Source organism: Aurantimonas sp. 22II-16-19i, from assembly GCF_002088275.1.
Taxonomy (GTDB): Bacteria; Pseudomonadota; Alphaproteobacteria; order Rhizobiales; family Rhizobiaceae; genus Jiella.
The window spans coordinates 34,961-59,856 of the sequence record NZ_AQQS01000018.1 but is presented as its reverse complement, the minus strand read 5'-3'; the positions used below and the strand labels follow the sequence as shown (position 1 = coordinate 59,856).

18 protein-coding genes are annotated in these 24,896 nt (G+C 67.3%); 1 reads left to right on the top strand and 17 read right to left on the bottom strand.

The window, feature by feature from the left end; all coding sequences use genetic code 11:
• The first annotated feature begins 288 nt into the window (after window positions 1–288).
• Window positions 289–1,491, top strand: coding sequence for a GGDEF domain-containing protein (locus ATO4_RS15110; RefSeq protein WP_083592367.1), 1,203 nt, complete (start codon window positions 289–291; stop codon window positions 1,489–1,491).
• Between the two features lie 81 nt (window positions 1,492–1,572).
• On the opposite strand, the gene glgB is transcribed toward ATO4_RS15110, so the two are convergent.
• The 17 genes from glgB to ATO4_RS15020 all read right to left on the bottom strand — a co-directional run bounded on the left by glgB (window position 1,573) and on the right by ATO4_RS15020 (window position 24,869).
• The gene (gene glgB, locus ATO4_RS15105) at window positions 1,573–3,795 is read right to left on the bottom strand and encodes a 1,4-alpha-glucan branching protein GlgB (RefSeq protein WP_083592366.1); all 2,223 of its coding nucleotides are present in this window, start codon (window positions 3,793–3,795) and stop codon (window positions 1,573–1,575) included.
• Window positions 3,792–7,121: a maltose alpha-D-glucosyltransferase gene (gene treS, locus ATO4_RS15100; protein ID WP_083592365.1), complete on the bottom strand. Its 3,330-nt coding sequence runs from the start codon at window positions 7,119–7,121 to the stop codon at window positions 3,792–3,794. The genes glgB and treS overlap by 4 nt, the downstream gene beginning before the upstream one ends.
• Window positions 7,122–7,151: 30 nt before the next feature.
• Entirely contained in the window at window positions 7,152–9,194 is a 2,043-nt protein-coding gene (locus tag ATO4_RS15095; protein WP_083592364.1) for an alpha-1,4-glucan--maltose-1-phosphate maltosyltransferase, read from the bottom strand.
• Window positions 9,195–9,458: 264 nt separating this feature from the next.
• Window positions 9,459–10,853: a guanine deaminase gene (gene guaD / locus ATO4_RS15090; protein WP_083592363.1), complete on the bottom strand. Its 1,395-nt coding sequence runs from the start codon at window positions 10,851–10,853 to the stop codon at window positions 9,459–9,461.
• A gap of 31 nt (window positions 10,854–10,884) precedes the next feature.
• A complete protein-coding gene (locus tag ATO4_RS15085; protein ID WP_083592362.1) occupies window positions 10,885–12,135 on the bottom strand; it encodes a urate hydroxylase PuuD in 1,251 nt (416 codons plus the stop codon).
• A gap of 237 nt (window positions 12,136–12,372) precedes the next feature.
• On the bottom strand, window positions 12,373–13,464 hold the full coding sequence (locus tag ATO4_RS15080) for a BMP family ABC transporter substrate-binding protein (RefSeq protein ID WP_083592361.1): 1,092 nt from the start codon (window positions 13,462–13,464) through the stop codon (window positions 12,373–12,375).
• A gap of 25 nt (window positions 13,465–13,489) precedes the next feature.
• A complete protein-coding gene (locus ATO4_RS15075; RefSeq protein ID WP_083592360.1) occupies window positions 13,490–14,413 on the bottom strand; it encodes an ABC transporter permease in 924 nt (307 codons plus the stop codon).
• Window positions 14,410–15,504: an ABC transporter permease gene (locus ATO4_RS15070; RefSeq protein WP_083592359.1), complete on the bottom strand. Its 1,095-nt coding sequence runs from the start codon at window positions 15,502–15,504 to the stop codon at window positions 14,410–14,412. Before ATO4_RS15070 ends, ATO4_RS15075 begins: the two co-directional genes overlap by 4 nt.
• A 41-nt stretch (window positions 15,505–15,545) precedes the next feature.
• Window positions 15,546–17,141 carry an ABC transporter ATP-binding protein gene (locus tag ATO4_RS15065; protein WP_083592358.1) on the bottom strand — a complete coding sequence of 532 codons (1,596 nt, stop codon included), beginning with the start codon at window positions 17,139–17,141 and terminating at the stop codon, window positions 15,546–15,548.
• A 68-nt stretch (window positions 17,142–17,209) separates the two neighbouring features.
• Window positions 17,210–18,031: a xanthine dehydrogenase accessory protein XdhC gene (gene xdhC / locus ATO4_RS15060; protein ID WP_083592357.1), complete on the bottom strand. Its 822-nt coding sequence runs from the start codon at window positions 18,029–18,031 to the stop codon at window positions 17,210–17,212.
• 288 nt (window positions 18,032–18,319) lie between these two features.
• Window positions 18,320–18,562: a hypothetical protein gene (locus ATO4_RS27760; RefSeq protein WP_083592356.1), complete on the bottom strand. Its 243-nt coding sequence runs from the start codon at window positions 18,560–18,562 to the stop codon at window positions 18,320–18,322.
• Window positions 18,563–18,565: 3 nt separating this feature from the next.
• Window positions 18,566–20,983, bottom strand: coding sequence for a xanthine dehydrogenase molybdopterin binding subunit (xdhB, locus tag ATO4_RS15045; RefSeq protein WP_083592355.1), 2,418 nt, complete (start codon window positions 20,981–20,983; stop codon window positions 18,566–18,568).
• The gene (xdhA, locus tag ATO4_RS15040) at window positions 20,983–22,509 is read right to left on the bottom strand and encodes a xanthine dehydrogenase small subunit (protein ID WP_083592354.1); all 1,527 of its coding nucleotides are present in this window, start codon (window positions 22,507–22,509) and stop codon (window positions 20,983–20,985) included. The genes xdhB and xdhA overlap by 1 nt, the downstream gene beginning before the upstream one ends.
• Window positions 22,509–22,874: a hydroxyisourate hydrolase gene (gene uraH / locus ATO4_RS15035; RefSeq protein ID WP_083592353.1), complete on the bottom strand. Its 366-nt coding sequence runs from the start codon at window positions 22,872–22,874 to the stop codon at window positions 22,509–22,511. Before uraH ends, xdhA begins: the two co-directional genes overlap by 1 nt.
• A 138-nt stretch (window positions 22,875–23,012) precedes the next feature.
• Window positions 23,013–23,345 (bottom strand): type II toxin-antitoxin system MqsA family antitoxin, encoded by a 333-nt coding sequence (locus ATO4_RS27755; RefSeq protein ID WP_083592352.1) that lies wholly within the window; start codon window positions 23,343–23,345, stop codon window positions 23,013–23,015.
• 97 nt (window positions 23,346–23,442) lie between these two features.
• Window positions 23,443–23,763, bottom strand: coding sequence for a hypothetical protein (locus ATO4_RS15025; protein ID WP_139802467.1), 321 nt, complete (start codon window positions 23,761–23,763; stop codon window positions 23,443–23,445).
• A 194-nt stretch (window positions 23,764–23,957) separates the two neighbouring features.
• Window positions 23,958–24,869, bottom strand: coding sequence for an FkbM family methyltransferase (locus ATO4_RS15020; RefSeq protein WP_176223007.1), 912 nt, complete (start codon window positions 24,867–24,869; stop codon window positions 23,958–23,960).
• Between the last annotated feature and the right edge of the window lie 27 nt (window positions 24,870–24,896).

Sequence of the window (24,896 nt, the reverse complement as noted above, 5' to 3'; positions counted from 1 at the left end):
GGCGGCAGATCGAGGGGTTGTCGCTGCAGATGGCGGTTCCGCCGAACCGGCCGGCCCGGCGGCGGAGATCGCACGGTCGTCGACGCATGGGCGTGTCCGCATCGCATCAGTCGCCGCCGAATTAAAGCTTTCTAGAGACATCCCCACGATGATGGCGGCAAGGCTTCGATCGCGCCAGACAGATGGCTTTCGCGCGCGAGCATGCCAACGTTTCAGTCGTCCCTTTCCGAGCTCTGGGTACCGTGCGGTCCCCAGCTCTCGGCGCGATCGTTGAGCACAGATGACAGCATGATCGGCAGCGTCCAGTTGATTTTCTTCCTGGCGATGGGGACCTTCGTCATCGCCGGAGCGGCGCTGTTCTCCGAATGGCGGAGATTCCGCGATCCGGCCGCCCTCTGGTGGACGGCCGCCTTCTTCGCCAGCGCCGTGGCCTCGAGCCTCTTCCCGCTGCGGCAATACGACGATCTCGACATCGTCTCGATCGGCCTGGCGAACGCCATGTTTCTCTTGTCCTACGGCGCCATCTGCGCGGGGATCTGGAACTATCACGGCCGCCGGGCGAACGTCGTCATGTTCGTCGGCCCGAGCCTCGTGTGGCTATTGTTCTGGTGGCTTTGCCCACTCGCGTCCGACTTCGACAGCCGCGTCGCCGTCATATCCGTGCTGACGTCGGTCATTTCGATCGTCAGTGCCTTCGGTGCCCTGTCCGGCGATGCGAGGCCGAGGCGGCTGGGGCGTGCGCTCGCCCTGTTGATGACGATCAGAGCCGGCTTCTCTGCGATCCGCGCCGCCTGGGCGAGCGCGATGTTCGGGCCGATTTCCGACGCTCAGCGCGAGCTCGGCTTCGAGATCGTTATCATCGAAGGTCTCTGGGCCTCGGTCATCGCCGGCTATCTGCTGCTTGCGCTGCTGCGCGCGAAGCGCGAGCGCTCGCTCGTCAAGCTGGCCGAAACCGACTATCTGACCGGCGCTGACAATCGCCGGGCCTTCCAGCTGAAGGCGGAAGCGGCTTGGCGCAGCGCCACCGATCGCCGCGAAACGACGCTGCTGATGCTCGACCTCGACAACTTCAAGCAGATCAACGATGCCAATGGCCACGCCTTCGGCGACGAGGTGCTGAAGGATTTCGCCGCCCTGGTCAGCGCCCACATCCACCCCGGCGACACCTTCGCAAGGCTCGGTGGCGAGGAGTTCGCCCTCCTGCTTCCCGATTGCGACGAGGCCACCGCGGCGCGGCTCGCCGAAGCGATCCGAGCCGAGTTTGCCAGGGCTATGCTGGCGCGCAAAGCCGAAAAGGTCGGCGCGACGGTAAGCATCGGCATCGCCTCGACGCGCCATGCGGCAAGCCTCGATCGGCTCCTTGCCGTCGCCGACGAGGCCCTCTACCGGGCAAAGGCGAATGGGCGCAACCGGGTCGAGTGTGGGCCCCGGCGGGAGGCCACGGCCACCTCCGGCTACGGCTCCCGGGCCGCCCTCGACTTCTCCACCTGACGGCGCGATCGTCGGCGCCCGGCTTCTGCCCCGCCCGAAAGATCGCGTCCGACGCGCGGACGCGTCGGCACCCTCGGCCCATCAGCCCTCGTGGACCATGACGACGGTCGCGAGCGGCGGCAGCGTCAGCGCGATCGAATAGGGCCGGCCGTGGACCGACGGTTCCTCGGCCGTCTTGCCGCCCATGTTGCCGACATTCGAGCCGCCATAGATCTCCGCGTCGGTGTTCAGCCGCTCGGTCCAGGTGCCCGGTTTCGACACGCCGACCCGGTAGCCATGGCGCGGGATCGGCGTGAAGTTGGAGACGATCAGCACCTGCCGGCCTTCCCGGTCCTTGCGCAGGAAGGCGATGACGCTCTCCTCGACATTGGAGGTATCGACCCATTCGAAGCCGCTCGGGTCGCAGTCGAGCTGATGCAGGGCCGGGATCTCGCGGTAGAGCGTGTTGAGGTCGCGCACCAGCCGCTGGACGCCGGCATGGTTCGGCTGCTCGAGCAGGTGCCAGTCGAGCGACTGGTCGTGGTTCCACTCGGCGCGCTGGCCGAACTCGCCGCCCATGAAGATCAGCTTCTTGCCCGGATGGCTCCACATGAAGCCGAAATAGGCCCGCAGATTGGCGAATTTCTGCCACTCGTCACCGGGCATCTTGCCGAGCAGCGAGCCCTTTCCGTAGACCACTTCGTCATGGCTGAGCGGCAGGACGAAGTTCTCCGAATAGGCATAGACCATGCCGAAGGTCATGTGGTGGTGGTGGTAGCGCCGGTTGATCGGCTCTTCCTGCATGTAATGCAGGGTGTCGTGCATCCAGCCCATGTTCCACTTGAAGTGGAAGCCGAGACCGCCGGCATAGGTCGGCCGGGAGACGTCCGGAAACGCCGTCGATTCCTCGGCATGGGTGGTCGCCTTGGGGAAATACTCGCCGACCCGCTCGTTGGTGTCCTTCAGGAAGGCGATCGCCTCGAGATTTTCGCGGCCGCCATGGATGTTCGGCTCCCACTCCCCCTGCTCGCGGGAATAGTCGAGATAGAGCATCGAGGCCACCGCATCGACGCGCAGACCGTCGATGTGGAACTGGTCGAGCCAGTACATGCCGTTGGCGACGAGGAAGTTCCTCACCTGCGGCCGGCCATAGTCGTAGATCAGCGTGTTCCAGTCCCTGTGGAAGCCGCGCCGCGGGTCGGGATGCTCGTAGATCGCCGTGCCGTCGAAGCGCACGAGGCCGTGGACATCGGTGGGGAAATGGCCCGGCACCCAGTCGAGCAGCACGCCGATGCCCGCCTGGTGCAGCGCATCGACCAGCCGCGCGAAGGCTTCCGGCGAGCCCCAGCGCGACGACGAGGCGAAGAGGCCGATCGGCTGATAGCCCCAGGAGCCGTAGAACGGATGCTCGGAAACCGGCAGCAGCTCCACATGGGTGAAGCCCATGTCCTTCACATAGGGCACCAGTGCCTCGGCGATGGCGTCGTAGTCGAGCATCTCGTTGCCCTCGCCCCGCCGCCAGGAGCCGAGATGCACCTCGTAGATCGAGATCGGCGTCTCGCGGTTCTGCCATTCCTTCGAATGGGCCTGGAACTCGCCGTCCTGCCACTCGTGATCGACGAGGCCGTGGACGACCGAAGCCGTCGACGGCGCCTCCTCCTGCAGGAAGCCCACCGGATCGGCCTTCAGCGGCTGGATGTTGCCGTCCTGGCCGATCACCTCGAACTTGTAGACCTCGCCCTTGCCGAGATGCGGGATGAACAGCTCCCAGACGCCGCATTCGTGCCGCTTGCGCATCACCGAGCGGCGGCCGTCCCAGGAGTTGAAATGGCCGACGACGGAGACCCGCCGGGCCCCGGGCGCCCAGACCGCGAAGGCGACGCCGGACGTTCCCTCCATCGTCGCCGGATGGGCGCCGAGCTTCTCGTAGAGGCGGTAATGGCTGCCTTCGGCGAGGAGATAGACGTCCTGCTCGCCGAGGATCGGGCCGAAGCGATAGGGATCTTCCTCGTCCCATTCAGGGCCGCCGCCATGGCTGTAGCGCATCCGGTAGGCCGACGCGCCGTCGAGGCCGGGCACGTAGCCGGCGAAGAAGCCTTCGGGCCCGAAGGCCTCGAGGACCGCGATCTCCTTGCCCGCGCCGTCGATCACCTTGGCCGAATGGGCGCCCGGCCGATAGACGCGCACGATCGCGCCACCATCGGTCGAAAACCGGCCGAGGACCGAGAAGGGATCGCCATGGACGCCGCGACCGATCTCCCAGGCCTGGTTCTCGTCGGGCAGATGCTCGATGCCGGCGGGGGGCGTTGCGGGGGTCAAAGTCATTTCAGAACCTGTCGTTTCTCGAGGAGGGCGACGATGCCGCGCAGGGGAATCGACAACCAGCCCGGCCGCATGGCGGCCTCGTAGCGAAGCTCGTAGAAGGCCTTCTGCAGCACGAAGAGGTCGAGGAGCTGCCGGGTCGGCTCGTCGAGAGCGACGCCGGACGCTGCGCTCCAATGGCCGAGGAAGGCTTCCGTCACCTCGTCGCGCCAGCTCGTCGCCATGTCGCGCAGCCGCTCGGCCGTCGTCTCGTCGACGGGACCGGCCCGGTCCCTTGCGGCAAAGGCCGCATAGTCGAAGGAGCGGATCATGCCGGCGACGTCGCGCAGCGGCGAGGTCTTGGCCCGGCGCTCTTCGAGCGAACGGCCGGGCTCGCCCTCGAAGTCGAGGATCACCACGTCGTTCTTGGCGACGAGGACCTGGCCGAGATGGTAGTCGCCATGGATACGGGTGCGATGGGCCTTCACCTTCAGGCCGCCGAAGCGGTCGAACCAGGTGAGGATGTCCTTCTCCGCGCCGAGCAGCCGCTCGACATTCTCCAGCTCTTCGGACGGAAGGTTGGGCTTCGCCCTCGCCAGCACCGCCAGCGCATCACCGGCATCCTGCTTCGCCTCGCCGACGATCGCCATGTAGCTGTCGTCGTCCAGCGGCTCGGGATCGAAGGCGGCGTCACCGGTGCGGGTGGCGAGCGCGGCATGCATCTCGCCGGTGCGCCGGCCGAGCACCTCGGCCGGGTCGATCTGGATGTTGAGCTTCGGCTCGCTCATCGTGCCGGTCTCGAGAGTGTCGTCGGCCATCGGCGGCTGCGAATAGGCGTGGTCGCGCAGGTAGCGGGCCAGGGCCTCGACGATGACGGTCCAGGCGTCGCCCTGGTTCTGCACCTGCTGGAACAGGGCGGCGATCGCCGTGCTCGTCCCGTCGCCGCGCACCAGCTCGATCGAGCCGTAGAGCGCCGGGGCGGCCTCGAAGCTGGTCTTTTCGGTGAGGAAGCGGGTGACCTCCAGCTCCGGCTGGATGCCGTCGCGCAGGCGCCGGTAGTATTTCAGGATCGCCTCGCCGCCGACCAGCAGGGAGGTGTTGGACTGCTCGCCGGACAAGGGCCGGATCGCGTCGGTCTCGATCAGCAGCGTGCGGCCGAGGCCCTCGCGCTCGCTCGCAGAGGCGGTGACGACGAGTTCGCCGCCGGAGAGTTCGACATTCACGTCCGCCGCGATCAGGGCGATCATCAGCTTGGCGAATTCGGCGCTGCGGGTGCCGTCGACGAGGGCGCCGATCCGCGGGCCCTGGCGCACCTTGGCGATGGTGTAGGGCAGGTCGGCGTCCGTCGGGCTGAGATGCTGCTCGCCCCAGCGCACCGACAGCGGCAGGAGATAGTTCTGGGTGCCCTCGCCGGTCTCGACCGTCAGCTCGGTCAGGAGATGGCGGCGGCTGTCGGGGGTCGGCGGGCCGAGGACGGAGATGTCGAGGCCGGTCGGGCGGGCCGACTTGCCGGCGAACCAGCGCTGGCCGGCGACATAGTCCGGCAGCACCGACTTCAGCTCGGTGAGGTTGCGTCCGCCGATGGTGGCCTTGAGGTCGCCCTGGGCGACGAGCGTCGAGAAGGCCGGCAACGGCGTCGGCGCACTCGGACGCCCCTGGGTCGCCGCGGTGTCCGCAAGGTCGAACCAGAAGAAGCCGTAGGCCGGCAGCGTCAGCATGTAGGAGCCAGTGCCGATCGGGGGAAAGGGCGAAAGACCGAGCATCTCGACGGGAACGCAGCCGGCGTAGTCCGCCAGATCCAGTTCGACGGCCTGGGCCGAACTCGACAGATTGGCGACGCACAGCACCCGCTCATCGGCATATTCGCGCAGATAGACGAGGATCTTGCGGTTCGACGGCAGCAGGAAGGTGATCGCGCCCCGGCCGAAGGCTTCCTTGGTGCGCCGCACCTGGATCAGCCGGCGCATCCAGTTGAGCTGGGAGGCCGGGTTGTTCGACTGCGCCTCGACATTGACCGCCTGGTAGCCGTAGACGGCATCCTGGATCACCGGCAGATAGAGCCGCTGCGGATCGGCGCGGGAGAAGCCGCCATTGCGGTCGGCCGACCACTGCATCGGGGTGCGCACCCCGTCGCGGTCGCCGAGATAAATGTTGTCGCCCATGCCGATCTCGTCGCCGTAATAGACGGTCGGCGTGCCGGGCATCGACATGAGGAGCGCGTTGAGCAGCTCGACCTTGCGCCGGTCGTTGCCCATCAGCGGGGCGAGCCGTCGCCGGATGCCGAGATTGATGCGGGCCCGCGTGTCCGCCGCATAGGTCGACCAGAGATAGTCGCGCTCCTCCTCGGTGACCATTTCCAGCGTCAGCTCGTCATGGTTGCGCAGGAAGATCGCCCACTGGCAGTTCTCGGGGATCTCCGGCGTCTGGCGCATGATGTCGGTGATCGGATGCCGGTCTTCCTGGGCGAGTGCCATGTACATGCGCGGCATCAGCGGGAAGTGGAACGCCATGTGGCATTCGTCGCCCTCGCCGAAATAGGGACGGGTGTCCTCGGGCCACTGGTTGGCCTCGGCCAGCAGCATCTTGTCGGGGTAGTATTTGTCGAGATCGGCGCGGATCGCCTTGAGGACCTCGTGGGTCTCGGGCAGGTTCTCGTTGTTGGTGCCCTCGCGCTCGACGAGATAGGGGATCGCGTCGAGCCTCAGCCCGTCGACACCCTTGTCGAGCCAGAAATGCATGGTGGAGAGCACCTCCTCCATGACCTTCGGATTGTCGAAGTTGAGATCCGGCTGGTGCGAGAAGAAGCGGTGCCAGAAATACTGGCCGGCCACCGGATCCCAGGTCCAGTTGGAGGTCTCGGTGTCGGTGAAGATGATGCGGGTGAGGTCGTAGCCCTTGTCGTCGTCGGCCCAGACGTAGAAGTCGCGCTCCGGCGAGCCCTTGGGCGCCCGGCGGGCCGCCTGGAACCAGGGATGCTGGTCGGAGGTGTGGTTGATGACCAGCTCGGTGATCACCCGCATGCCGCGCTTGTGGGCTTCCTCGATCAGCCGCTCGACATCCTCCAGATTGCCGTAGGAGGGATTGACCGAGCGGTAGTCGGAGATGTCGTAGCCGTCGTCGCGCAGCGGCGAGGGATAGAACGGCAGGAGCCAGATCGCCGTGACGCCGAGTTCCTGGATGTAGTCGAGGCGCGACAGGAGCCCGGCGAAATCGCCGATACCGTCACCGTTGGAATCGACGAAGGTCTTGACGTGCACCTGATAGATGATCGCGTCCTTGTACCAGTCCGGCGCGTTGAGGTCCGGCCCGGAGGACGTCTCGGGTGTGACGATGGTGGCAATCTCGTTCATGGAGCTGAGGCGCTTTCGGCGTTCTTGGTTCTATCGCGTGAGCTTGAAGACGGCGTAAGGGCAATCCTGCGGGTTCAGCCACCAGTGCTGGACCTTGCCGGTCCAGGTCAGGGCGTTGCCGCTCACAAGGTCGGTCGCCTGGATCGTCCCGTCGTCGGGCAGGCCGAATTCCCAGAGCGGCACCTCGAAGTTGCCCCCCTGATCGTGATGGGGATCGAGATTCACCATGAACAGGAGGTAGGAGGAGAGATCCTTCGTCCGCTTGGCGTAATAGAGGATCTGGTCGTTCCAGAAATTGAGGAAGGCGAGGGAGCGGAAGTCCCGCATCGCCGCCTCCTCGTTGCGCAGCCTGTTGAAGAAGGCGATGTCGTCGCGGATATTGCCCTCGCCATGCCAGTCGAAGGCGCGGATCTCGTATTTTTCCGAGTTGAGATATTCCTCCTTGCCGGGCACCGGCAGGAATTCGCACAGCTCGAAGCCGGAATAGACGCCGTAATTGCCGGCGAGCGAGGCCGCCAGAGCGAGGCGCGTGCGAAAGCCCGGACGGCCGGCGGTCTGGAGATAGAGCGGATTGATGTCCGGCGTGTTGACGAAGAAGTTCGGCCGCATGTATTCGGCGCATTCCTCGGTCGTCAGCTCGGTCAGATATTCCGTCAGCTCGCCCTTGGCGTTCCGCCAGGTGAAATAGGAATAGGACTGGTTGTAGCCGACCTTGCCGAGCCGCTTCATCACCTTCGGCCGGGTGAAGGCCTCGGCGAGGAAGATGACGCCCGGATCGACCTTGCGCACTTCGGCGATCATCCACTCCCAGAAGGGGAACGGCTTGGTGTGGGGATTGTCGACCCGGAAGATCCGCACGCCCTTGTCCAGCCAGAACAGGACGATGTCGCGTAATTCGTACCAGATCGAGGGCAGCGCGCCGCGATAGAAATGGACGTTGACGATGTCCTCGTATTTCTTCGGCGGGTTCTCGGCGAACTTGATCGTGCCGTCCGGCCGCCAGTCGAACCATTCGGGATGCTGCCTGATCCAGGGATGGTCCGGCGAGCACTGGATGGCGAAGTCGATGGCGACCTCCAGCCCGTGCTTCTTCGATTCCGCGATCAGCCGGGCGAAATCCTGGAAGGAACCGAGCTCGGGATGGATCGCATCGTGGCCGCCCTCGGGCGAGCCGATCGCATAGGGGCTGCCGGGATCGTCCGGCGCCGGCGTCAGCGTGTTGTTCTTGCCCTTGCGATTGGTCTTGCCGATGGGATGGATCGGCGGGAAATAGAGGACGTCGAAGCCCATTTCCGCAATGTCGGGGAGCCGCGCGATGACGTCGTCGAAGGTGCCGTGACGGTTGGCGTCGCCCGATTGCGAGCGCGGGAAGATCTCGTACCAGGCGGAAAACGCCGCCCGCTCCCGGTCGACCCACACCGGAATTGCGCCGGGATAGCGCGACAGGTTCGTGCGCGCGCCGGCCTGCGTGAGGAGCTGCGTGACCTCGTCGGACTGCATCAACTGGTACTGGCCGTCCTGATCGCCTCTCGCGGCATGCTTTTCCAGCCGTTCGAACAGCTTGGCCAAAGCCCGCTGGTCGCCCTTGGCGCCGCGGCCTGACTCGGCCGCCTTCTTCACCAGGTCCCGCGCCTCGGTCAGCTCGAGATCGGTCAGCTTTCCGGCGTCGCGCTTCTTCTTCGCCTCGTCGCGCCAGGTGGCGTAGAGGTCGCGCCAGGCGATGATCGAATAGCGATAGGGGCCGGGCGTCTCGAAGCGGATCGTCGCCTGCCAGCGGTCGTTCGTCACGAACTCGAACCTGGCTTCCGTCCACTTCGACGGATCGACGTCGGCCGGGCCGTAGATCAGCGCCGCGTCGATCTTGTCATGGCCGTCGCAGAAGATGTCCGCCGAGACGGTCAGCGGCTCGCCGGTGGCGCGTTTGACGGCGAAACGTCCGCCGTCAACCTCGGGTTCGACGCCTTCGATGGCGACCCGGTTCTCGGCGAGCGCGAAGAGGAGTGCCTCGCCCTCCGCATTCTTCGCCTTCAGGGCTTTCTTCGGCTTCTTGGGCTGCAGATCGGCATCGGCCATGCACGAACCTTCTTGAAAGGTTTCGGGTCAGGTGAAGACCGCCATGGGAACGCCGGCGGTCGCGGAGCACAGGGTTAAGGGATAGGCGGGCTGGATCGCATGTCCAGTCGCAACGCCCGAACGCCGGGGAAGTTCAGGTCGGGGGGCGGAAAAAAGGATTGGCGTGCCGCCTTGATATCGCTTTGCGATCCGAGGCGGGGTCGGCCCCGTCGGCGCCATGCGACATCGGCGGAATTTTACCGCCGGGGCAAGAGCGACGAGGCCCTACTGGGCACTCTCGCCGGCCTGCGGGGTTCGCGGCAGGGGCGCCTGGTCGAGCTTCGGCGCCAGCGGCCTCTGGCCGGCGTTGTAGCGGTCGTAGATCCGCCGGCCTGCCGCATAGGTCGCGACGGTGGTGCGCTCGTCGCCGAGGATCATCAGGGCGAAGAGCTCCTCGGCCAGCGTCTCCACCCGCTCCATGCGCCGGCGCAGCGGGGCGGTGGCCTGGGTGTCGAGGACGACGAGATCGGCCTCGAGGCCGGGCGCAAGCTGGCCGACCTTGCCGCCGATCCCCAGCGCCGCGGCATTGCCCGCCGTCAGCATGTGGAACGCCTCGAAGGCCGGCAGCCTCTGGCCCTGCAGCGCCAGCACCTTGTAACCTTCCGCCGCGGTCGTCAGCATCGAGTAGGACGTGCCGCCGCCGATGTCGGTGGCGATGCCGGTCGCAAGGCCGACCCGGCGCGAGGCGGCGAGATCGTAAAGGCCGGAGCCGAGGAAGAGGTTGGAGGTCGGGCAGAAGATCGCCGACGCGCCCTTATCCGCCAGCGCCGATCGCTCGCGCTCGGACAGGTGGATGCAGTGGCCGAAGAGCGCCCGCGGGCGAACGAGACCGTAGCGCTCGTAGACGGCGGTGTAGTCCGCCGACCAGGGGAAGGCCTGCGCGACGAAGGCGATCTCGCCGTGGTTTTCCGACAGATGCGTCTGGATGGGCAGATCCGGATGCTCGGCGGCGAGCGCCTGCACCGCCTCCAGTTGCGCCTCGGTGGAGGTCGGGGCGAAGCGGGGCGTGATCGCGACTTCCAGGCGGCCGCGCCCGTGCCAGGCGGCGATCAGCTCCTGGGTCTGCTCGTAGCCCGACGCCGGCGTGTCGAGGAGACCCGCCGGGCCGTTGCGGTCCATCATCACCTTGCCGGCGATCATGCGCAGGCCCCGCCGCTCGGCCTCGTGCAGAAACGTCTCGGCGCTCACCTGATGGGTGGTGCAATAGACCGCCGCGGTCGTGGTGCCGTTGGCCGCCAGCGTGTCGAGGAGGAAGCGGGAGGCCTCCCCCGCGACGCCGCTGTCGCCGTAGCGCAGCTCCTCGGGAAAGGTGTATTTCGCCAGCCACTCCATCAGCTCGGCGCCGTAGGAGGCGACGACTTGCGTCTGCGGCAGATGCAGATGCGGGTCGATGAAGCCCGGCAGGACGAGATGTGGCCGGTGGTCGACCAGCGGAATGCCCGGGCCGAGGCGGCGGGCGATCGCCGGCCCCTCGCCCACCTCGACGATCATGCCCTGCGTCACGACGACGATGCCGTCCTCGATGAAGCGCACGGCGCGGGCTTCCCCCTCGACGGCCGGATCGGCATCGAAGGAGAGGAGCCGCCCGCGGATCGCGATGGTGCCGGTTCGTCCTGTCATGGCAGGGATGATAGCGCCGAAGCGGGCGTTCTCACAGTCCCCTGCCGAGGCCCGGCGCCGCGCCGTCGGCGAGCCAGCGGGCGAGGATCTCGCGTTCGGAGGGTTCGAGGCCGGTGATGTTGCCGGGCGGCATGGCATGGCTGCGCACCGCCTGGCGCTCGATCAGCGCGGCGTAGTGGACGACGTCGCTTCCGGTCTCGAGCGGGATGTTCTTCGGCGGGTGGATCATGCCCGGCCAGAGCGGCTCGCGGGCATGACACATCGAGCAGCGCGACAGGACGATCGCCTCCGCCGCCTCGAAATGCACCGAGTTGGCGAGGGCCACTTGCGGATCGCTGCGCCATTCGCGCTGCGTGGTCTCGGCCTCGGCCGTGCGCCATCCGGGCGCGCCGGACAGGGTGATGACGACGATGAAGCAGATGCCGGCGAGCGGCCAGCACCACCAGAGTTTTTCGCCCGTCGCATGCATCGTGTTGAAGAAATGCCGGACGATGGCGCCGATGAGCAGCACCAGCCCGGCGATCGCCCAGTTCCACTCCGTCGCGAAGGCCAGCGGATAATGGTTGGAGAGCATCAGGAAGATGACCGGCAGGGTCAGGTAGTTGTTGTGCAGCGAGCGCTGCTTGGCCGCCTTGCCGAGCGCCGGATCCGGGCTCCTGCCGGCCTTGAGGTCGGCGACGACGATCTTCTGGTTGGGGATGATGGTGAAGAAGACGTTGGCGGTCATGATCGTCGCGATCAGCGCGCCGGTGTGGAGCATCGCGCCGCGGCCGGAAAACACCTGCGAAAACAGATAGCTCGAGACCACCACATAGACGAAGAGGATGGCGAGCAGCGCCGTGTCGTTGTTCTTCAGGGGCGACTTGCAGAGGAGGTCGTAGACGACCCAGCCGAGGCCGAGGCCGGCGATCCCGATGAGGCTCGCGCCCCAGACCGGCAGGTCGGCGATCTCAGGGTCGATCAGATAGAGATCGGCCTGGACGTAATAGAGCAGGAACAGGAGTGCGGCGCCGGACAGCCAGGTCGAATAGCTCTCCCATTTGAACCAGGTCAGCTCGTCCGGCATCATCTCCGGCGCAACGGTGTATTTCTGCATGTGGTAGAAGCCGCCGCCATGCACCTGCCAGGCCTCGCCGGCGACGCCCACAGGCAGCTCCCGCCGGCGCCGCAGGCCGAGATCGAGGGCGATGAAATAGAAGGACGAACCGACCCAGGCGATGGCGGTGATCACATGGATCCACCGCACCGCGAACTGCAGCCATTCGGAGAGGTATGTCCACATGCGGGGTCGGGTTCCTTGGGTGGAGACGGCGTTCGGGCGGGCGCTGGCTGTTGCTGCGAGGCAGGAAGCGCCGTGTCTCACGAGCTTCGAAGCAGGAAGCGCCGCGCCTCGGAGCCCCCCTCGGCACGAACGTTGCGGAAGAGCTGGATGCACTGCACCCCTTACCCTTCGAGACTAAGCCGATTTGTCGACCGGCTCAGTCCCTCGGAAAAAGACCGACGGCCTAAGTCCCGATCCTCAGCTCTGCACGCCCTCGACGTACCAGTCCATCTTCAGCAGGTCGCCCTCCGGGATAACCTCTCCTTCCGGGATCTTCACCTCACCGGACTGGTCCTTGATCGGGCCGGTGAAGATCTCGTAGGTGCCGGCCTTGGTGTCGTCGACGATCTTCTGGGCGGCGGCCTTCACGTCCTCGGGCATCTTTTCGTTGAAGGGCGCCATTTCGACCTCGCCCTCCTTCATGCCGAGCCAGACATTGTCGGCCTCCCAGGTGCCGTCGAGCAGCGCCTGGATGCGGCCGGTGTAATAGGGGCACCACTGGTCGACGATCGCCGTCATGTGGGCGTTGGGGGCGAAGCTCTCCATGTTCCAGGCCTGGCCGAAGGCGATGGCGCCGGCCTCTTCCGCGGCCTGCAGCGGCGCCGGGGAATCGGTGTGCTGGGTGATCACGTCGGCGCCCTGGGAGAGCAGCGCGCGCGTCGCGTCGGCTTCCTTGGCCGGATCATACCAGGAGTTCACCCAGACGACCTGGGTCTTGAAGTCCGGATTGATCTTCTGAGCAGCGAGCTGGAAGGCGTTGATGCCCATGACGACTTCCGGGATCGGGAAGGAGGCGACATAGCCGGCCTTGCCCGACTTCGACATCTTGGCGGCGATGGTGCCGAGGACGGCGCGGCCCTGATAGAACTTGGAATTGTAGAGGCCCATATTGGCGTTGCCGCCGGTGGTGTAGCCGGTGGCGTGCTCGAACTTCACATCCGGAAACTGCTTGGCCACCTTGATCGTCGGGTTCATGAAGCCGAACGACGTGGTGAAGACGATGTCGTTGCCGTCCTGGGCGAGTTGGCGGATGACGCGCTCGGCGTCAGGCCCCTCGGCGACGTTCTCGACATAGCTGGTCTCGACCTTGTCGCCGAGGTTCTTCTCCAGGCACAGCCGGGCCTGGTCGTGGGCGTAGGTCCAGCCATAGTCGCCGACCGGGCCGACATAGACGAAGGCCGCCTTCACCGTCTCCTTGCCGTCCTGGGCGAAGGCCGGCGCGACGGACGTCGCGGCGAGGCCGAGGGCGGCGCCGGCGGCGAGAAGCTTGCGTCTCGAAAGTTCGAACATCGAAGGTCTCCTGGTATGGTCTGGATCAGGCCGTCGCCCGGAAGGATTTTCCGAGACAGGCCGGGGCGTTGGCGCCGCCGCGCTTGGCGGCGGAGATGATCGCGAGGACGGCGATCGTCGCGAGATAGGGAAGCGCCGCGAGGACCTCGGGCGCGAACATGTTGAAGCCGGCGGCTTTCGCCTGCAGCTCCATGGTGATGACGAGGCCGAAGAGATAGGCGCCGGCGAGCATGCGGCCGGGCTTCCACGAGGCGAAGACGACGAGGGCGATGGCGATCCAGCCGCGGCCCGCCGTCAGCCGCTCGGCCCACATCGGGGTGAGGACGAGCGAATAGTACGAGCCGGCAAGCCCGGCCATCGCCCCGCCGAAGAGGATGGCGAGATAGCGCACCTTCAGGACCGGATAGCCGATGGCATGGGCGGCGGTGTCGGATTCGCCGACGGCCCTGAGGATCAGCCCGGCCCGGGACCGGGCGAGAAACCACGAGACGGCAAGGGTCAAGGCGAGGCCGAGATAGACCACCGGCGAATGGCCGAAGACGAGGCGCAGGAGCGGCGACGCCGTCAGGGCCTCGGGGAAGATCGGCCCGAAGGTCGGCGTGGTGATGCCGACGAAGGGGGCGCCGATCAGCGCCGAGACGCCGGTTCCGAAGATCGTCAGGGCGAGGCCCGTCGCCACCTGGTTGGCCATCAGGGTGAGGACGAGGAAGGCGAAGATCGCCGAGGCCAGCGCCGCGGCCGCCATCGCCCCGAGCGCTCCGAGGACGGGCAGGCCGGTGGTGGTGGCGACGGCGAAGCCGGTGACCGCGCCGATCAGCATCATGCCCTCGACGCCGAGATTGAGGACACCGGATTTTTCGACGACGAGCTCGCCGAGGCCGGCGATGAGCAGGGGCGTCGCGGCGCCGGCCACCGTCATCAGGATGGCGACGAGAAGGTCGAGACTCATGCCGTCACCGTCTTTGCCTTGGCTGGCGCCGCGGGATCGGCCGCAGGGTTCCCGCCCGGGGCGCCGGCCTTGGCGGGGCGGCCGGAGACGAGGCGGTAGCGGACCAGGATATCGGCCGCGAGCAGGAAGAACAGCATCATCGACTGGAACACGCCGGTCGCCGCCGATGGCAGGCCGATGGTCGTCTGGGCGCTCTCGCCGCCGACATAGGTGAGCGCCAGGACGAGGGCGGCGAGGAGGATGCCGAGCGGGTTCAGCCGGCCGAGAAAGGCGACGATGATCGCCGTGTAGCCGTAGCCGGTGGGAAACTGCGGCACCATCTGGCCGAACGGGCCGGCGGCCTCGATGATGCCGGCGAGCCCGGCGAGGCCGCCGCCGGCCAGCAGCGCGATCCAGACGGTCGAGGCGGCGCCGAAGCCGCCGAAGGCGGCGGCTTTCGGGGCAAGCCCGACGACCTTCATCTGGAAGCCGGTGACGGTGCGCGCCAGGACCAGGAAGGCGGTCAGGGCGACGGCCGCCGCCAGCGGCACGCCGAGATGGATCAGGGTGCCGGGCACCACCATCGGCAGCGTCTGGTCGGCGGAGAACATCGCCGTCTGGGGGAAGTTGAACCCCATCGGGTCCTTCCAGGGCCCGCGCATCAGGTAATACAGGATCTGGATCGCGACATAGTTGAGCATCAGGCTCGACAGGATCTCGTTGACCCCGAGCGTCGTCTTCAGGAGCGCCGGGATCGCCGCCCAGGCCATGCCGCCGAGGATGCCGCAGACGAACATCGCCGGCAGGATCCAGGACCCGGTCATGTCGAGGGTGGCGAGCGCGACGCCGGTGCCGGCGAGGCCGCCGAGGATGTACTGGCCCTCGGCGCCGATGTTCCAGACATTGGCCCTGAAGCCGATGGCAAGGCCGGTGGCGATCATCGCCAGCGGCGCCGCCTTCACCAGGAGATCCTGCCAGCGATAGGGATTGAACAGCGGCTTGACGAAGATCTCGTAGACCGCGCCGAGCCCGTCATGGCCGAGCAGCGTGAACAGCGCGGCGCCGACGAACAGGGTCGCCGCGACCGCGATCACGGGTGCCGCCAGCATCATGGCGCGGCTTTCCTGCCGCCTCGGCTCCAGCCGCAACAGGCTCACAGGGCAGGCTCCGGCTGCTTGGCGGAGGTCGCGACGCGGCCGGGATCCGGATCGAGCGCCGCTCCCGCCTGCCCACCGCCGTGGATCCCGCCCATCAACAGCCCGACGCGCTCGATGGAGATGCCCTTGACGGCCATCGGCTCCGACAGCCGCCCCTCGTTGATCACCGCCAGACGGTCGCAGAGCTCGAGAAGTTCGTCGAGATCCTGACTGACGACGACGACGCTCGCACCTTTGGCGGCGAGATCGATCATCGCCTGGCGGATGAAGGAGGCGGCGCCGGCATCGACGCCCCAGGTCGGCTGGGAGACGACGAGGACGGCCGGGTTCTGCATGATCTCCCGGCCCATGACGAATTTCTGCAGGTTGCCGCCTGACAGGCTTCCGGCCGCAGCGCCGGGGCCGGTGGCCTTGACCGAGAAGGCGCCGATGACCTTCGCCGCATAGTCCCGCGCCGCCTTCGCCTTGATGACGCCGCCGGAGGCGAGCCCCATGCGGCTGCGGGCCGAAAGCAGCGCGTTCTCGGCGAGCGTCATGGCCGGCACGGCGGCATGGCCGTTGCGCTCCTCGGGGGAACTCGCAAGTCCGGCCCGGCGCCGGGCGCCGACGGAAAGGCCGGAGAGATCCGCGCCGTCGAGACGGATCGAGCCGGAGACGCCCCGCTGATTTTCTCCCGACAGCACCGCCAGAAGCTCGTTCTGGCCGTTGCCGGCGACCCCGGCGATGCCGAAGATCTCGCCCGAGCGCACCTCGAAGGAGACGTCCTTCAGGCTGGTGCCGAAGGGCGGCTCGCCCGGCGCGGAAAGCGAGGCGACGACGAAGCGCGCCGCGCCTTTGGCCGCGCCGGACTTGTCGGACAGGGCCTTCAGGCTGCCGCCGATCATCAGTTCGGCCATCGACCGCGCCGATTCCTCGCGCGGATCGCAGGTCGCCACCACCTTGCCGCCGCGCAGGATCGTCGCGGACTGGCAGAGGGCTTTGATCTCGTGGAGCTTGTGGGAGATGTAGAGGATCGAGCAGCCTTCCGACGCGAGGCGCCGCAACGTCTGAAACAGCTGCTCCACCTCCTGGGGCGTCAGCACCGAGGTCGGCTCGTCCATGATCAGGAGCTTCGGCTGCTGCAAGAGCGCCCGGACGATCTCGATGCGCTGGCGCTCGCCGACGGACAGGGTGTGGACATGGCGGTAGGGATCGAGCGACAGGCCGTAGGCATTCAGCACCTGGCGCACCCGCATTTCCAGTTCGCGCCGCGGTGGTGGCTCGTCCATGCCGAGCGCGATGTTCTCCAGCACCGTCATCGCCTCGAACAGCGAGAAGTGCTGGAACACCATGCCGATGCCGAGCGCCCGGGCCTCGCGCGGCGAGCCGATGGAAACCCGCTCGCCGTCGAAGACGATCTCGCCCTCGTCCGCCTGCTGCACCCCGTAGATGATCTTGACGAGGGTGGACTTGCCGGCGCCGTTCTCGCCGAGCAGCGCGTGGATCGCGCCGGCCGGGACCTCGAAGGAGACATGGTCGTTCGCGACGACGCCGGGAAAGCGCTTTGAAATCGCTTTCAGTTCCAGACGTGGCGCTCGCGCCGCTGCCCCCATGGATCGTTTCCTTGCCTCACCCCGATAACCACCGCACTATGGCACCGGAACGAGGCCGGTGCCAAGCTTCACGGCATGGTTTCTTCTTGATGTTTTAACAGGCAAGTGGCGATTTCCGCCGCCGCCAGCGCGGCGATGACCGCGGGACGCTTGTCGCGCAGCGCCGCACCGCCGATCGGCAGGGTCAGGCGGGCCTCATCCGATTCGCGGCCCTCCTCGGCGAGATGGCGACGGAAGCGCGCCCGCTTGGTCGCCGAGCCGATCATCCCGACATAGGCGCTGTCCGCTCTCGCCAGGGCCGCGGCGGCGACGAGGAAGTCCAGCGAGTGTTCGTGGGTCATGACGACATAGGCCGCGCCGGGCGGAGCGTCCTCGATCACGGCTTCGGGCATGGCAGCCGCGACGCAGCGCACGTCCTCGGGAATACCCGCGAGGGTGTCGGGGCGCGAATCGATCAGGCTGACGGCGAGCGGCAGCGGCGCCAGCGCCGCGGCGAGCGCGCGGCCGGTATGGCCCGCCCCGAAGATCAGCACGGCGGGACGGATCTGCCGCTCCAGCTCAGCCGCTTTGCCGAGCTCTTCGCGCACCTTATCGTCGACGCGCCGAAACGACAGCCCGACCCGGCCGCCGCAGCACTGGCCAAGCTCCGGCCCGAGCGGCACGTCGCTCGTCCCCGCCGCCTCGCCCGCCGCGATCATCCGGCGGGCCTTATCGATGGCATCGAATTCCAGCCGGCCGCCGCCGATCGTCCCGGAAACGGTGCCGGCGGTCACCAGCATGCAGGCCCCGGCCTCGCGCGGGGTCGAGCCGAGGGCGGTCTCGACGGTGACGAGGGTGGCGGGTTGGGCCTCGGCAAGGGCGGCGCGGGCGGTGTCGTGGAGGGTGGTCATGCAGCTCGCCCGAGGTCGACGCCAAACCTGGCACGGTTGTCTTCGAGATGGTCAGACATCGGCGCCCCGGCGCGCCCCCCTCTGTCCTGCCGGACATCTCCCCCACGAGGGGGGAGATCGATCTCGCGCCGACGCCGCTTCTTTTCCTTGATCGGTGAAGACTGCTCCAGAGCCGATTCCGATGCCCCGAACGGGTATGGAAACACGCCGAACGGCCAAGCCGCCGATCTCCCCCCTCGTGGGGGAGATGTCCGGCAGGACAGAGGGGGGCGCCTCGCCGCCATCGGTTCAGGTTCCCCCGGCACCTGGCGTTCCCGGCTCGCGCGAACGAGGGTCGATGCCATTTTCAGCACAAAGCTCGAGATAGGTTCTGAGGGACAACCGTCCCTCCCGTTCCAGCTCCTCCTCAGAGGCCGCATAGAAATCGCCCCCACCGCCAATCCCAAGGAACTCGCCGCGAAACAGGCCAATTTCCGGATCAAACGCGACAGTCGCCTTGAAACCGTCGATGTCCATCTCGCCACCCGCCATGCCTCACCGCCCGCCCCGCACCGCTTCCACCGCCCACAGCACCCGCTCCGGCGTCGCCGGCGCGTCGAGCCGGGGAAACATGCGTCCATCCCCCGCAGCAATCACCGCGTCGGTCAGCGCCGAAAACACCGAGATCGCCAGCATGAAGGGCGGCTCGCCGACGGCTTTCGAGCGATAGACGGTCTCGGAGCGGTTCTCGCCCTTTTCCCAGATCCTGATGCGCAGATCGTCCGGACGGTCGTTGGCGGTGGGGATCTTGTAGGTGGAGGGGGCGTGGGTCTTGAGCCGGCCCTTCGCGTCCCACCAGAGTTCTTCGCAGGTCAGCCAGCCCATGCCCTGGATGAAGCCGCCCTCGATCTGACCCAGGTCGATCGCCGGGTTCAGAGACCTGCCGACGTCGTGGAGGATGTCGGCGCGCAGGAGCCGGTATTCGCCGGTCAAAGTGTCGATCACCACCTCGGAACAGGCCGCCCCATAGGCGAAGTAGTAGAACGGCCGGCCGCTCGCCGCCTCCCGGTCGTAAGTGATCTCGGGGGTGGCGTAGAAGCCGGTCGAGGACAAAGAGATGCGCGCCAGATAGGCCTCGCCGACGAGGTCGCAGAAACGCTTCTCCATGTTGCCGATGAGCACCCGGTTCGGCTGGAACACCACCTGCTCGCGCGGCACGTGATAGCGCATCGCGGCAAAGTCGATCAGCCGGTCCTTGATGGTGCGGGCGGCGTTCCGGGCCGCCATGCCGTTGAGGTCCGAGCCGGAGGAGGCCGCCGTCGCCGAGGTGTTCGGCACCTTGGCGGTGGTCGTCGCGGTGATCTTCACCTTCTCGAGGTCGATCTGGAACTCCTCGGCGACGACCTGCGCCACCTTGACGAACAGTCCCTGCCCCATCTCGGTGCCGCCGTGATTCAGATGCACCGACCCGTCCTTGTAGACATGGACGAGGGCGCCGGCCTGGTTGAGATGGGTCGTGGTGAAGGAGATGCCGAACTTCACCGGCGTCAAAGCGAGACCCTTCTTGAGGATCGCATTGCCGGCATTGAAGGCCTTCACCGCCTCGCGCCGGGCGCGGTAGTCGGACGAGGTTTCCAGCTCGTCGACGATCTCGCCGATGACGCTGTCGGTGACGGGCATGTGGTAGGGCGTCTTCGCCGGCTCTTCTCCGACACCTGGATAGAAATTGCGCTTGCGCACGTCGAGCGGATCGAGCCCGGTCACGAACGCGATCTCGTCCATCGCCCGCTCGATGCCGACCATGCCCTGCGGCCCGCCGAAGCCGCGGAACGCCGTGTTGGAGACCGTGTGGGTCTTCAGCCGGCGCGAATGGATGCGCGCGGCTTTGAGGTCGTAGGCGTTGTCGGCGTGGAACATCGCCCGGTCGGCGATGGCGGCGGAAAGGTCGCGGGAATAGCCGCAGCGCACGACGTGCTCGAACTCGGCCGCGGCGATCGTCCCGTCTTTGTCGAAGCCGAGATCGTAGTCGATCCGCAGCTCGTGGCGCTTGCCGGTCATCTCCATGTCGTCGTCGCGGTCGAGGCGGCATTTCGCCGGCCGCCCGGTCTTTGCCGCGACGAGGGCGGCCACGGCGGCGAACAGCGCCGGCTGGCTTTCCTTGCCGCCGAAGCCGCCGCCCATGCGCCGCAGCTCGACCGTCACCGCGTGGTCAGGGACCCCAAGCATCTTGGCGACGTTGTGCTGGACCTCGGACGGGTGCTGGGTGGAGGAGCGGACGAACATGTCGCCGTCTTCCAGCGGCGCGGCGGTGGCGATCTGGCCTTCCAGGTAGAAATGATCCTGACCGCCGATCTCGACCCGGCCCTTCACCCGCATCGGCGCCGCGTCGAGCGCGGCGACCGGATCGCCGAGCCGCATCTCGTAAGCCGGCAAAAGATCTTCGCCGGCGGCATCGGCATGGGCGATCGCCTCGTCGATCGAGATCGCCGCCGGCAGGTCCTCGTATTCGACGATGGCAAGCTTCGCCGCAGAGCGGGCCGCGCGCTCGGTCTCGGCTGCCACGGCGAACAGCGGCTGGCCGACATATTGGACGATCGCCCCGTCCCCCGTCAGCGGCGGGAAGATCGGGTCGTCGCCGAAGACAGGCGAATAGTCGTTCTGGCCGGGAATGTCGTCGGCGGTGAGCACCGCGGCGACGCCCGGCGCGGCGCGAACGGCGGCAAGGTCGAGCCGGACGAGCCTGGCATGGGCGCGCGCCGACATGGCGATGTAGACCTGCAGGGTCCCCGGCAGTTCCGGCTCGTCGTCGGTGTAGCGGGCGGCGCCGGTGACGTGTTTGGCGCCGCTGTCATGGGCGGTCGGCGTCGCGACGCCGCCCTTGATCCGCGCCTCATGGGTCGGCGGCCGCTCGTTCAGCGTCGCGATCTCCGGCTGGCCGGCGCCCGAGCGGTCCTGGATGCGGGTCTCGTCCATCACGCCGCCCCGCCGATCGCCTGAAGGTCGAGCGCGTCCGGGCCGATGACGGCGATGCGGCCCGAGAGCGCGCCCGCCTGTTCCAGCTGGAAGCGCTTCAGCAGGTTCTGCGCGCACTTCAGCCGGTACTCCCGCGACGCCCGCATGTCGGTCAGCGGCGCGAAATCCTCCGCCATCGCCGCCATCGCCTCAGTTGCCGCCGCCGCGTCGAACGGCCGGCCGAGGAGTGCCGCCTCCGCCGCCTTCGCCCGCTTCGGCGTGCCTGCCATGCCGCCGAAGGCGAGCTTTGCGTCGCGGACGATGTTGCTGTCGAAGGTCAGGCAGAAGGCGGCCATCACTGCAGAAATGTCCGAATCGAAACGCTTGGAGATCTTGTGGGCGAAGAAGCGCTGGTCGTCGCCGAGCCGCGGCACCTCGATGGCGGCGACGAACTCGCCTCGTCTCCGGTCCTGCCGGCCGTATTCGATGAAGAAGTCCTCCAGCGGGACGATCCGCAGGTCGTCGCCTTTCCTCAGGAAGACCCGGCTGCCGAGCGCGATGAGACAGGGCGGCAGGTCGCCGATGGGCGAGCCGTTGGCGATGTTGCCGCCGAGCGTGCCGGCATTGCGGATCTGGGTGCCGGCGAAGCGCCGCAGCATCTCGCCGAGATCCGGATGGATGCCGGCGAGCACCTCGCGCGCCTCGCGGTGGGTGATCGCGGCGCCGAAATAGACCCGGCCCGCCGCCTCCTCGATGACCTTGAGGTCGCGCACATGGCTGACGTCGATCAGCAGCGGCAGCTCGCGGTGCTGCTTGGTCACCCAGAGCCCCACGTCGGTCGCGCCGGCAACGAGGACCGCCTCGGGATGGGCCGCATAAGTATCGGCGAGGTCGTCCACATTGGTGGGAGCCAGCCAGCGGTGCCCGTTCGCCTCATAGGCAAAGACGCCCTCGCCTTCGAGGCCGGCGAGGCGCTCGGCCAGGACCGCATCGGCCTCGGCGGTGTCCGGCACCGGCTCTTCCGCCAGTTCCAGCCCGGCATCGACGATCGGACCATAGCCGGTGCAGCGGCAGAGATTGCCGGAGATCGCGTCCTTCACCGACTGGCGATCGGCGAGAGCGCCGGTGAGCCAGGCGGCATGCAGCTGCATGACGAAGCCCGGCGTGCAGAAGCCGCATTGGCTGGCATGCTTCTCCACCATCGCCGCCTGCAGCGGCGTCAGCCCGTCGCGGCCCAGATGCTCGATCGTCTCGATGGCCCGGCCGTTCATCGCCGGGAGAAACTGGATGCAGGCATTGACCGAGCGCCGCTGGAGGCCGCCCGCCCCGTCGTGCTCGCAGACCAGCACCGTGCAGGCGCCGCAATCGCCCTCGGCGCAGCCCTCCTTGGTGCCGGTCAGGCGCTCGGGCCCGCGCAGATAGTCGAGGAGGGTCGTCGTCGGGAGGGCGCCGGACACTTCCCGCGGCGCACCGTTGAGGACGAAGCGGATCGGACGGCTGACCGGACCAGAGGCTTTCGTCGCGGAAGAAGAGGTCGTCCCGGCCATCAGCTCCCCCGATAGGTCGAGTAGGCGTAAGGCGAGATCAGCAGCGGCACGTGATAATGCACCGGCCCGGCGATGCCGAAGCGGATCGGCACGGCGTCGAGGAAGGGCGGCTCGGGCAGGTCCACGCCGGCCTTGCGGAAATACTCGGCCACGTGAAACACGAGCTCGTAGTGGCCGGGCCGCATCTCGCCCCCGGACAGGAGCGGCGCGTCGACCCGCCCGTCCGCATTGGTGACGACGGAGGTCAGCGGCGAGGCCTCATCGCCCGCCAGCCTTGCGAGCTCGATCCGTATCCCGGCCGCCGGCCGGCCGTGCATCGTGTCGAGCACATGAGTCGTCAGTCTGCCGGACGTTTCTTCGGCCATTCAGGGAGTTCCGTCGTTTTTGACCATCTGGTCAAGCAGTGTGCAACGACGGACTGCCGCGGTGCAAGCGCGTGATCCAAACCGCAAGTCAGCGTGCAACACCACTCCACCAGTACGATGGTCGCCGGCGTCAGGGTGTCAGGGCGTCAACCGGTTCATATCCGGATCATCCATGTCGAGTGCATACGAAACTGCGTCCGGGTGTCTTGCAATCGTCCAAAGCAGCGCCAGTGCCGCGGCATCCGGCCTCGAACGGCCCTGCTCCCAGTTGCGGACGGTTGCGACGTCGAGGCCGAAGCGGAGGCTGAACGCCTCCTGGGAAAGGCCGGTAGCCGACCGAACCAGTTTCACGTCGACAGGATCCGCTTGATGCCGTCTCGCAACGATGCCGACGGCAAGGAGCTCCCTCTGCAGCGTTTCGAGATCTTCGACCTTCGGAACGTTCACATAGGCGCGACCGGAGTCGACCATCTCCGTCAGCGCAGCATGCGCCGCCCGGGGAGGCACGTGGCGCCGAATGAGATGACGCGCTGCTTCAGGCGTATTCGCGCCGGGGCGGAACGTCAGGCTAACGCGAACGGGCGAGCCGGACGCGACCGGGCTTGCGTCCCGGACTTGCACCCGTGGTGCGAACCGCTCCACGAATTTCAATGTATTCGACATCCAGTTTCTCCGCTATCAGCCGTCCGATCCGGCGCAGGCAGGACCACCCCCAGCGCCTTGCCGCATCGCCGCCGACATGCATTCCTTCGATGACGAGATGGTCGCTGGAAACCACGATTTCGCCCATCACCATCAGACGGCCATGAGTGGTGATTACCTCGACGATGAAGCAGGGATCTTCCGAAAGCTGCTGGTCGACGACGAGTTCTATGTCTTCGACCCGCATGGAAATCCTACGCAATCTGCGTATGAACATAACACTAGCGCGTTCGAGTGAACAGATCGGATCAGCCGGGAGCGACGCTCGTCACAATGACCCCGGTTCCGGAGCAATCGCCCCGTCAGCGCACCGGTGCCGCCCGATTGGCCACCCCGTCCCCGTCGAGCGCGAGCCGCCCGCCGGCTTCCGTTCGGCGCGCTCTACCTCAGCAGCGACCTCCACCGGGCGGCCAAGCCGCGCATCGCCCTCGACAGCGCACCCAGGCGGCCGCCAGCCCGGCCGCGCCGGCCCGTGAGGGCCTTCAGCTGGGCGAGCCGGCCCGGCGTCTGCGGCACGAGCAGGAGATACATCATGCCGCCGGACGAAAGACGCGCCTCGCGCTCCTCCGGGCGGATCTGCGAGAGACTGCCGTCCTTGCGGATGTGGAAGAGCCGGCGCCCCCTGGCGACGTCGTCGAGGAGGCGAGCCGGATCGCCGATCTTCTTCCAGGCGTCCCAGACGAATTCCGTGACGACGACCGCGTCCGGCGAGCGATCGAGAAGCTTGCGGGCGCCGAGGAGGACCCGCGCCTCGAAACCCTCGACGTCGAGCTTGATGAGATCGACCCGGTCGAGATCGGCGAGGACATCGTCGATGACGACGGTCTCGATCTCCGCCGTCTTGTAGCCGGCGGCCGGGCCGCGGGTCGTCGGCTGGACCCGGCCGCCGCCGGGAAAGTTCGCCATGTAGATCAGCCGCGCCTTCTCCGCCACGTCGCCGGCCGCGGCGCGGAACAGCGTCGTGCGGTGCCTGAGATCGTTGATGCGGATGTTCTCGAACAGGACGTCGGCGAGGTCGCCGTTGGGTTCGAAGGCATAGAGCCGGCCGGTCTCGCCGATGCGGGTCCCGAGCTTGACGCTGTAATAGCCCATGTTGGCACCGACATCGATCGCGACGTCGCCCGGGCGCACGAAGCCCATCAGGACGTCGTCGACATGGGTCTCCCAGGCGCCGTCGAGGATGATCCAGGTGGCGACGTCGCGGGCGGCGGCATGGACGATGAAGGGCTCGCCGCTGGACAAACGGGTGAGGCCGCGATGGCCACCGAGATAGTAGTAGGGGCGCTGTTGCAAAAGGCGGGAGTCCTTCATCGGCGGGGC

What these genes read in the sequence shown, in the direction of transcription:
- ATO4_RS27760 (WP_083592356.1), bottom strand. Translation starts at nt 18,562, where the DNA reads ATGGCGGGTGGCGAGATGGACATCGACGGTTTCAAGGCGACTGTCGCG.
- uraH (WP_083592353.1), bottom strand. Translation starts at nt 22,874, where the DNA reads ATGGCCGAAGAAACGTCCGGCAGACTGACGACTCATGTGCTCGACACG.
- ATO4_RS15095 (WP_083592364.1), bottom strand. Translation starts at nt 9,194, where the DNA reads ATGGCCGATGCCGATCTGCAGCCCAAGAAGCCGAAGAAAGCCCTGAAG.
- ATO4_RS15085 (WP_083592362.1), bottom strand. Translation starts at nt 12,135, where the DNA reads ATGTGGACATACCTCTCCGAATGGCTGCAGTTCGCGGTGCGGTGGATC.
- ATO4_RS15075 (WP_083592360.1), bottom strand. Translation starts at nt 14,413, where the DNA reads ATGAGTCTCGACCTTCTCGTCGCCATCCTGATGACGGTGGCCGGCGCC.
- ATO4_RS15110 (WP_083592367.1), top strand. Translation starts at nt 289, where the DNA reads ATGATCGGCAGCGTCCAGTTGATTTTCTTCCTGGCGATGGGGACCTTC.
- xdhA (WP_083592354.1), bottom strand. Translation starts at nt 22,509, where the DNA reads ATGGCCGGGACGACCTCTTCTTCCGCGACGAAAGCCTCTGGTCCGGTC.
- guaD (WP_083592363.1), bottom strand. Translation starts at nt 10,853, where the DNA reads ATGACAGGACGAACCGGCACCATCGCGATCCGCGGGCGGCTCCTCTCC.
- ATO4_RS15025 (WP_139802467.1), bottom strand. Translation starts at nt 23,763, where the DNA reads ATGCGGGTCGAAGACATAGAACTCGTCGTCGACCAGCAGCTTTCGGAA.
- ATO4_RS15065 (WP_083592358.1), bottom strand. Translation starts at nt 17,141, where the DNA reads ATGGGGGCAGCGGCGCGAGCGCCACGTCTGGAACTGAAAGCGATTTCA.
- ATO4_RS15080 (WP_083592361.1), bottom strand. Translation starts at nt 13,464, where the DNA reads ATGTTCGAACTTTCGAGACGCAAGCTTCTCGCCGCCGGCGCCGCCCTC.
- ATO4_RS27755 (WP_083592352.1), bottom strand. Translation starts at nt 23,345, where the DNA reads ATGGTCGACTCCGGTCGCGCCTATGTGAACGTTCCGAAGGTCGAAGAT.
- glgB (WP_083592366.1), bottom strand. Translation starts at nt 3,795, where the DNA reads ATGACTTTGACCCCCGCAACGCCCCCCGCCGGCATCGAGCATCTGCCC.
- treS (WP_083592365.1), bottom strand. Translation starts at nt 7,121, where the DNA reads ATGAACGAGATTGCCACCATCGTCACACCCGAGACGTCCTCCGGGCCG.
- xdhC (WP_083592357.1), bottom strand. Translation starts at nt 18,031, where the DNA reads ATGACCACCCTCCACGACACCGCCCGCGCCGCCCTTGCCGAGGCCCAA.
- ATO4_RS15070 (WP_083592359.1), bottom strand. Translation starts at nt 15,504, where the DNA reads ATGATGCTGGCGGCACCCGTGATCGCGGTCGCGGCGACCCTGTTCGTC.
- xdhB (WP_083592355.1), bottom strand. Translation starts at nt 20,983, where the DNA reads ATGGACGAGACCCGCATCCAGGACCGCTCGGGCGCCGGCCAGCCGGAG.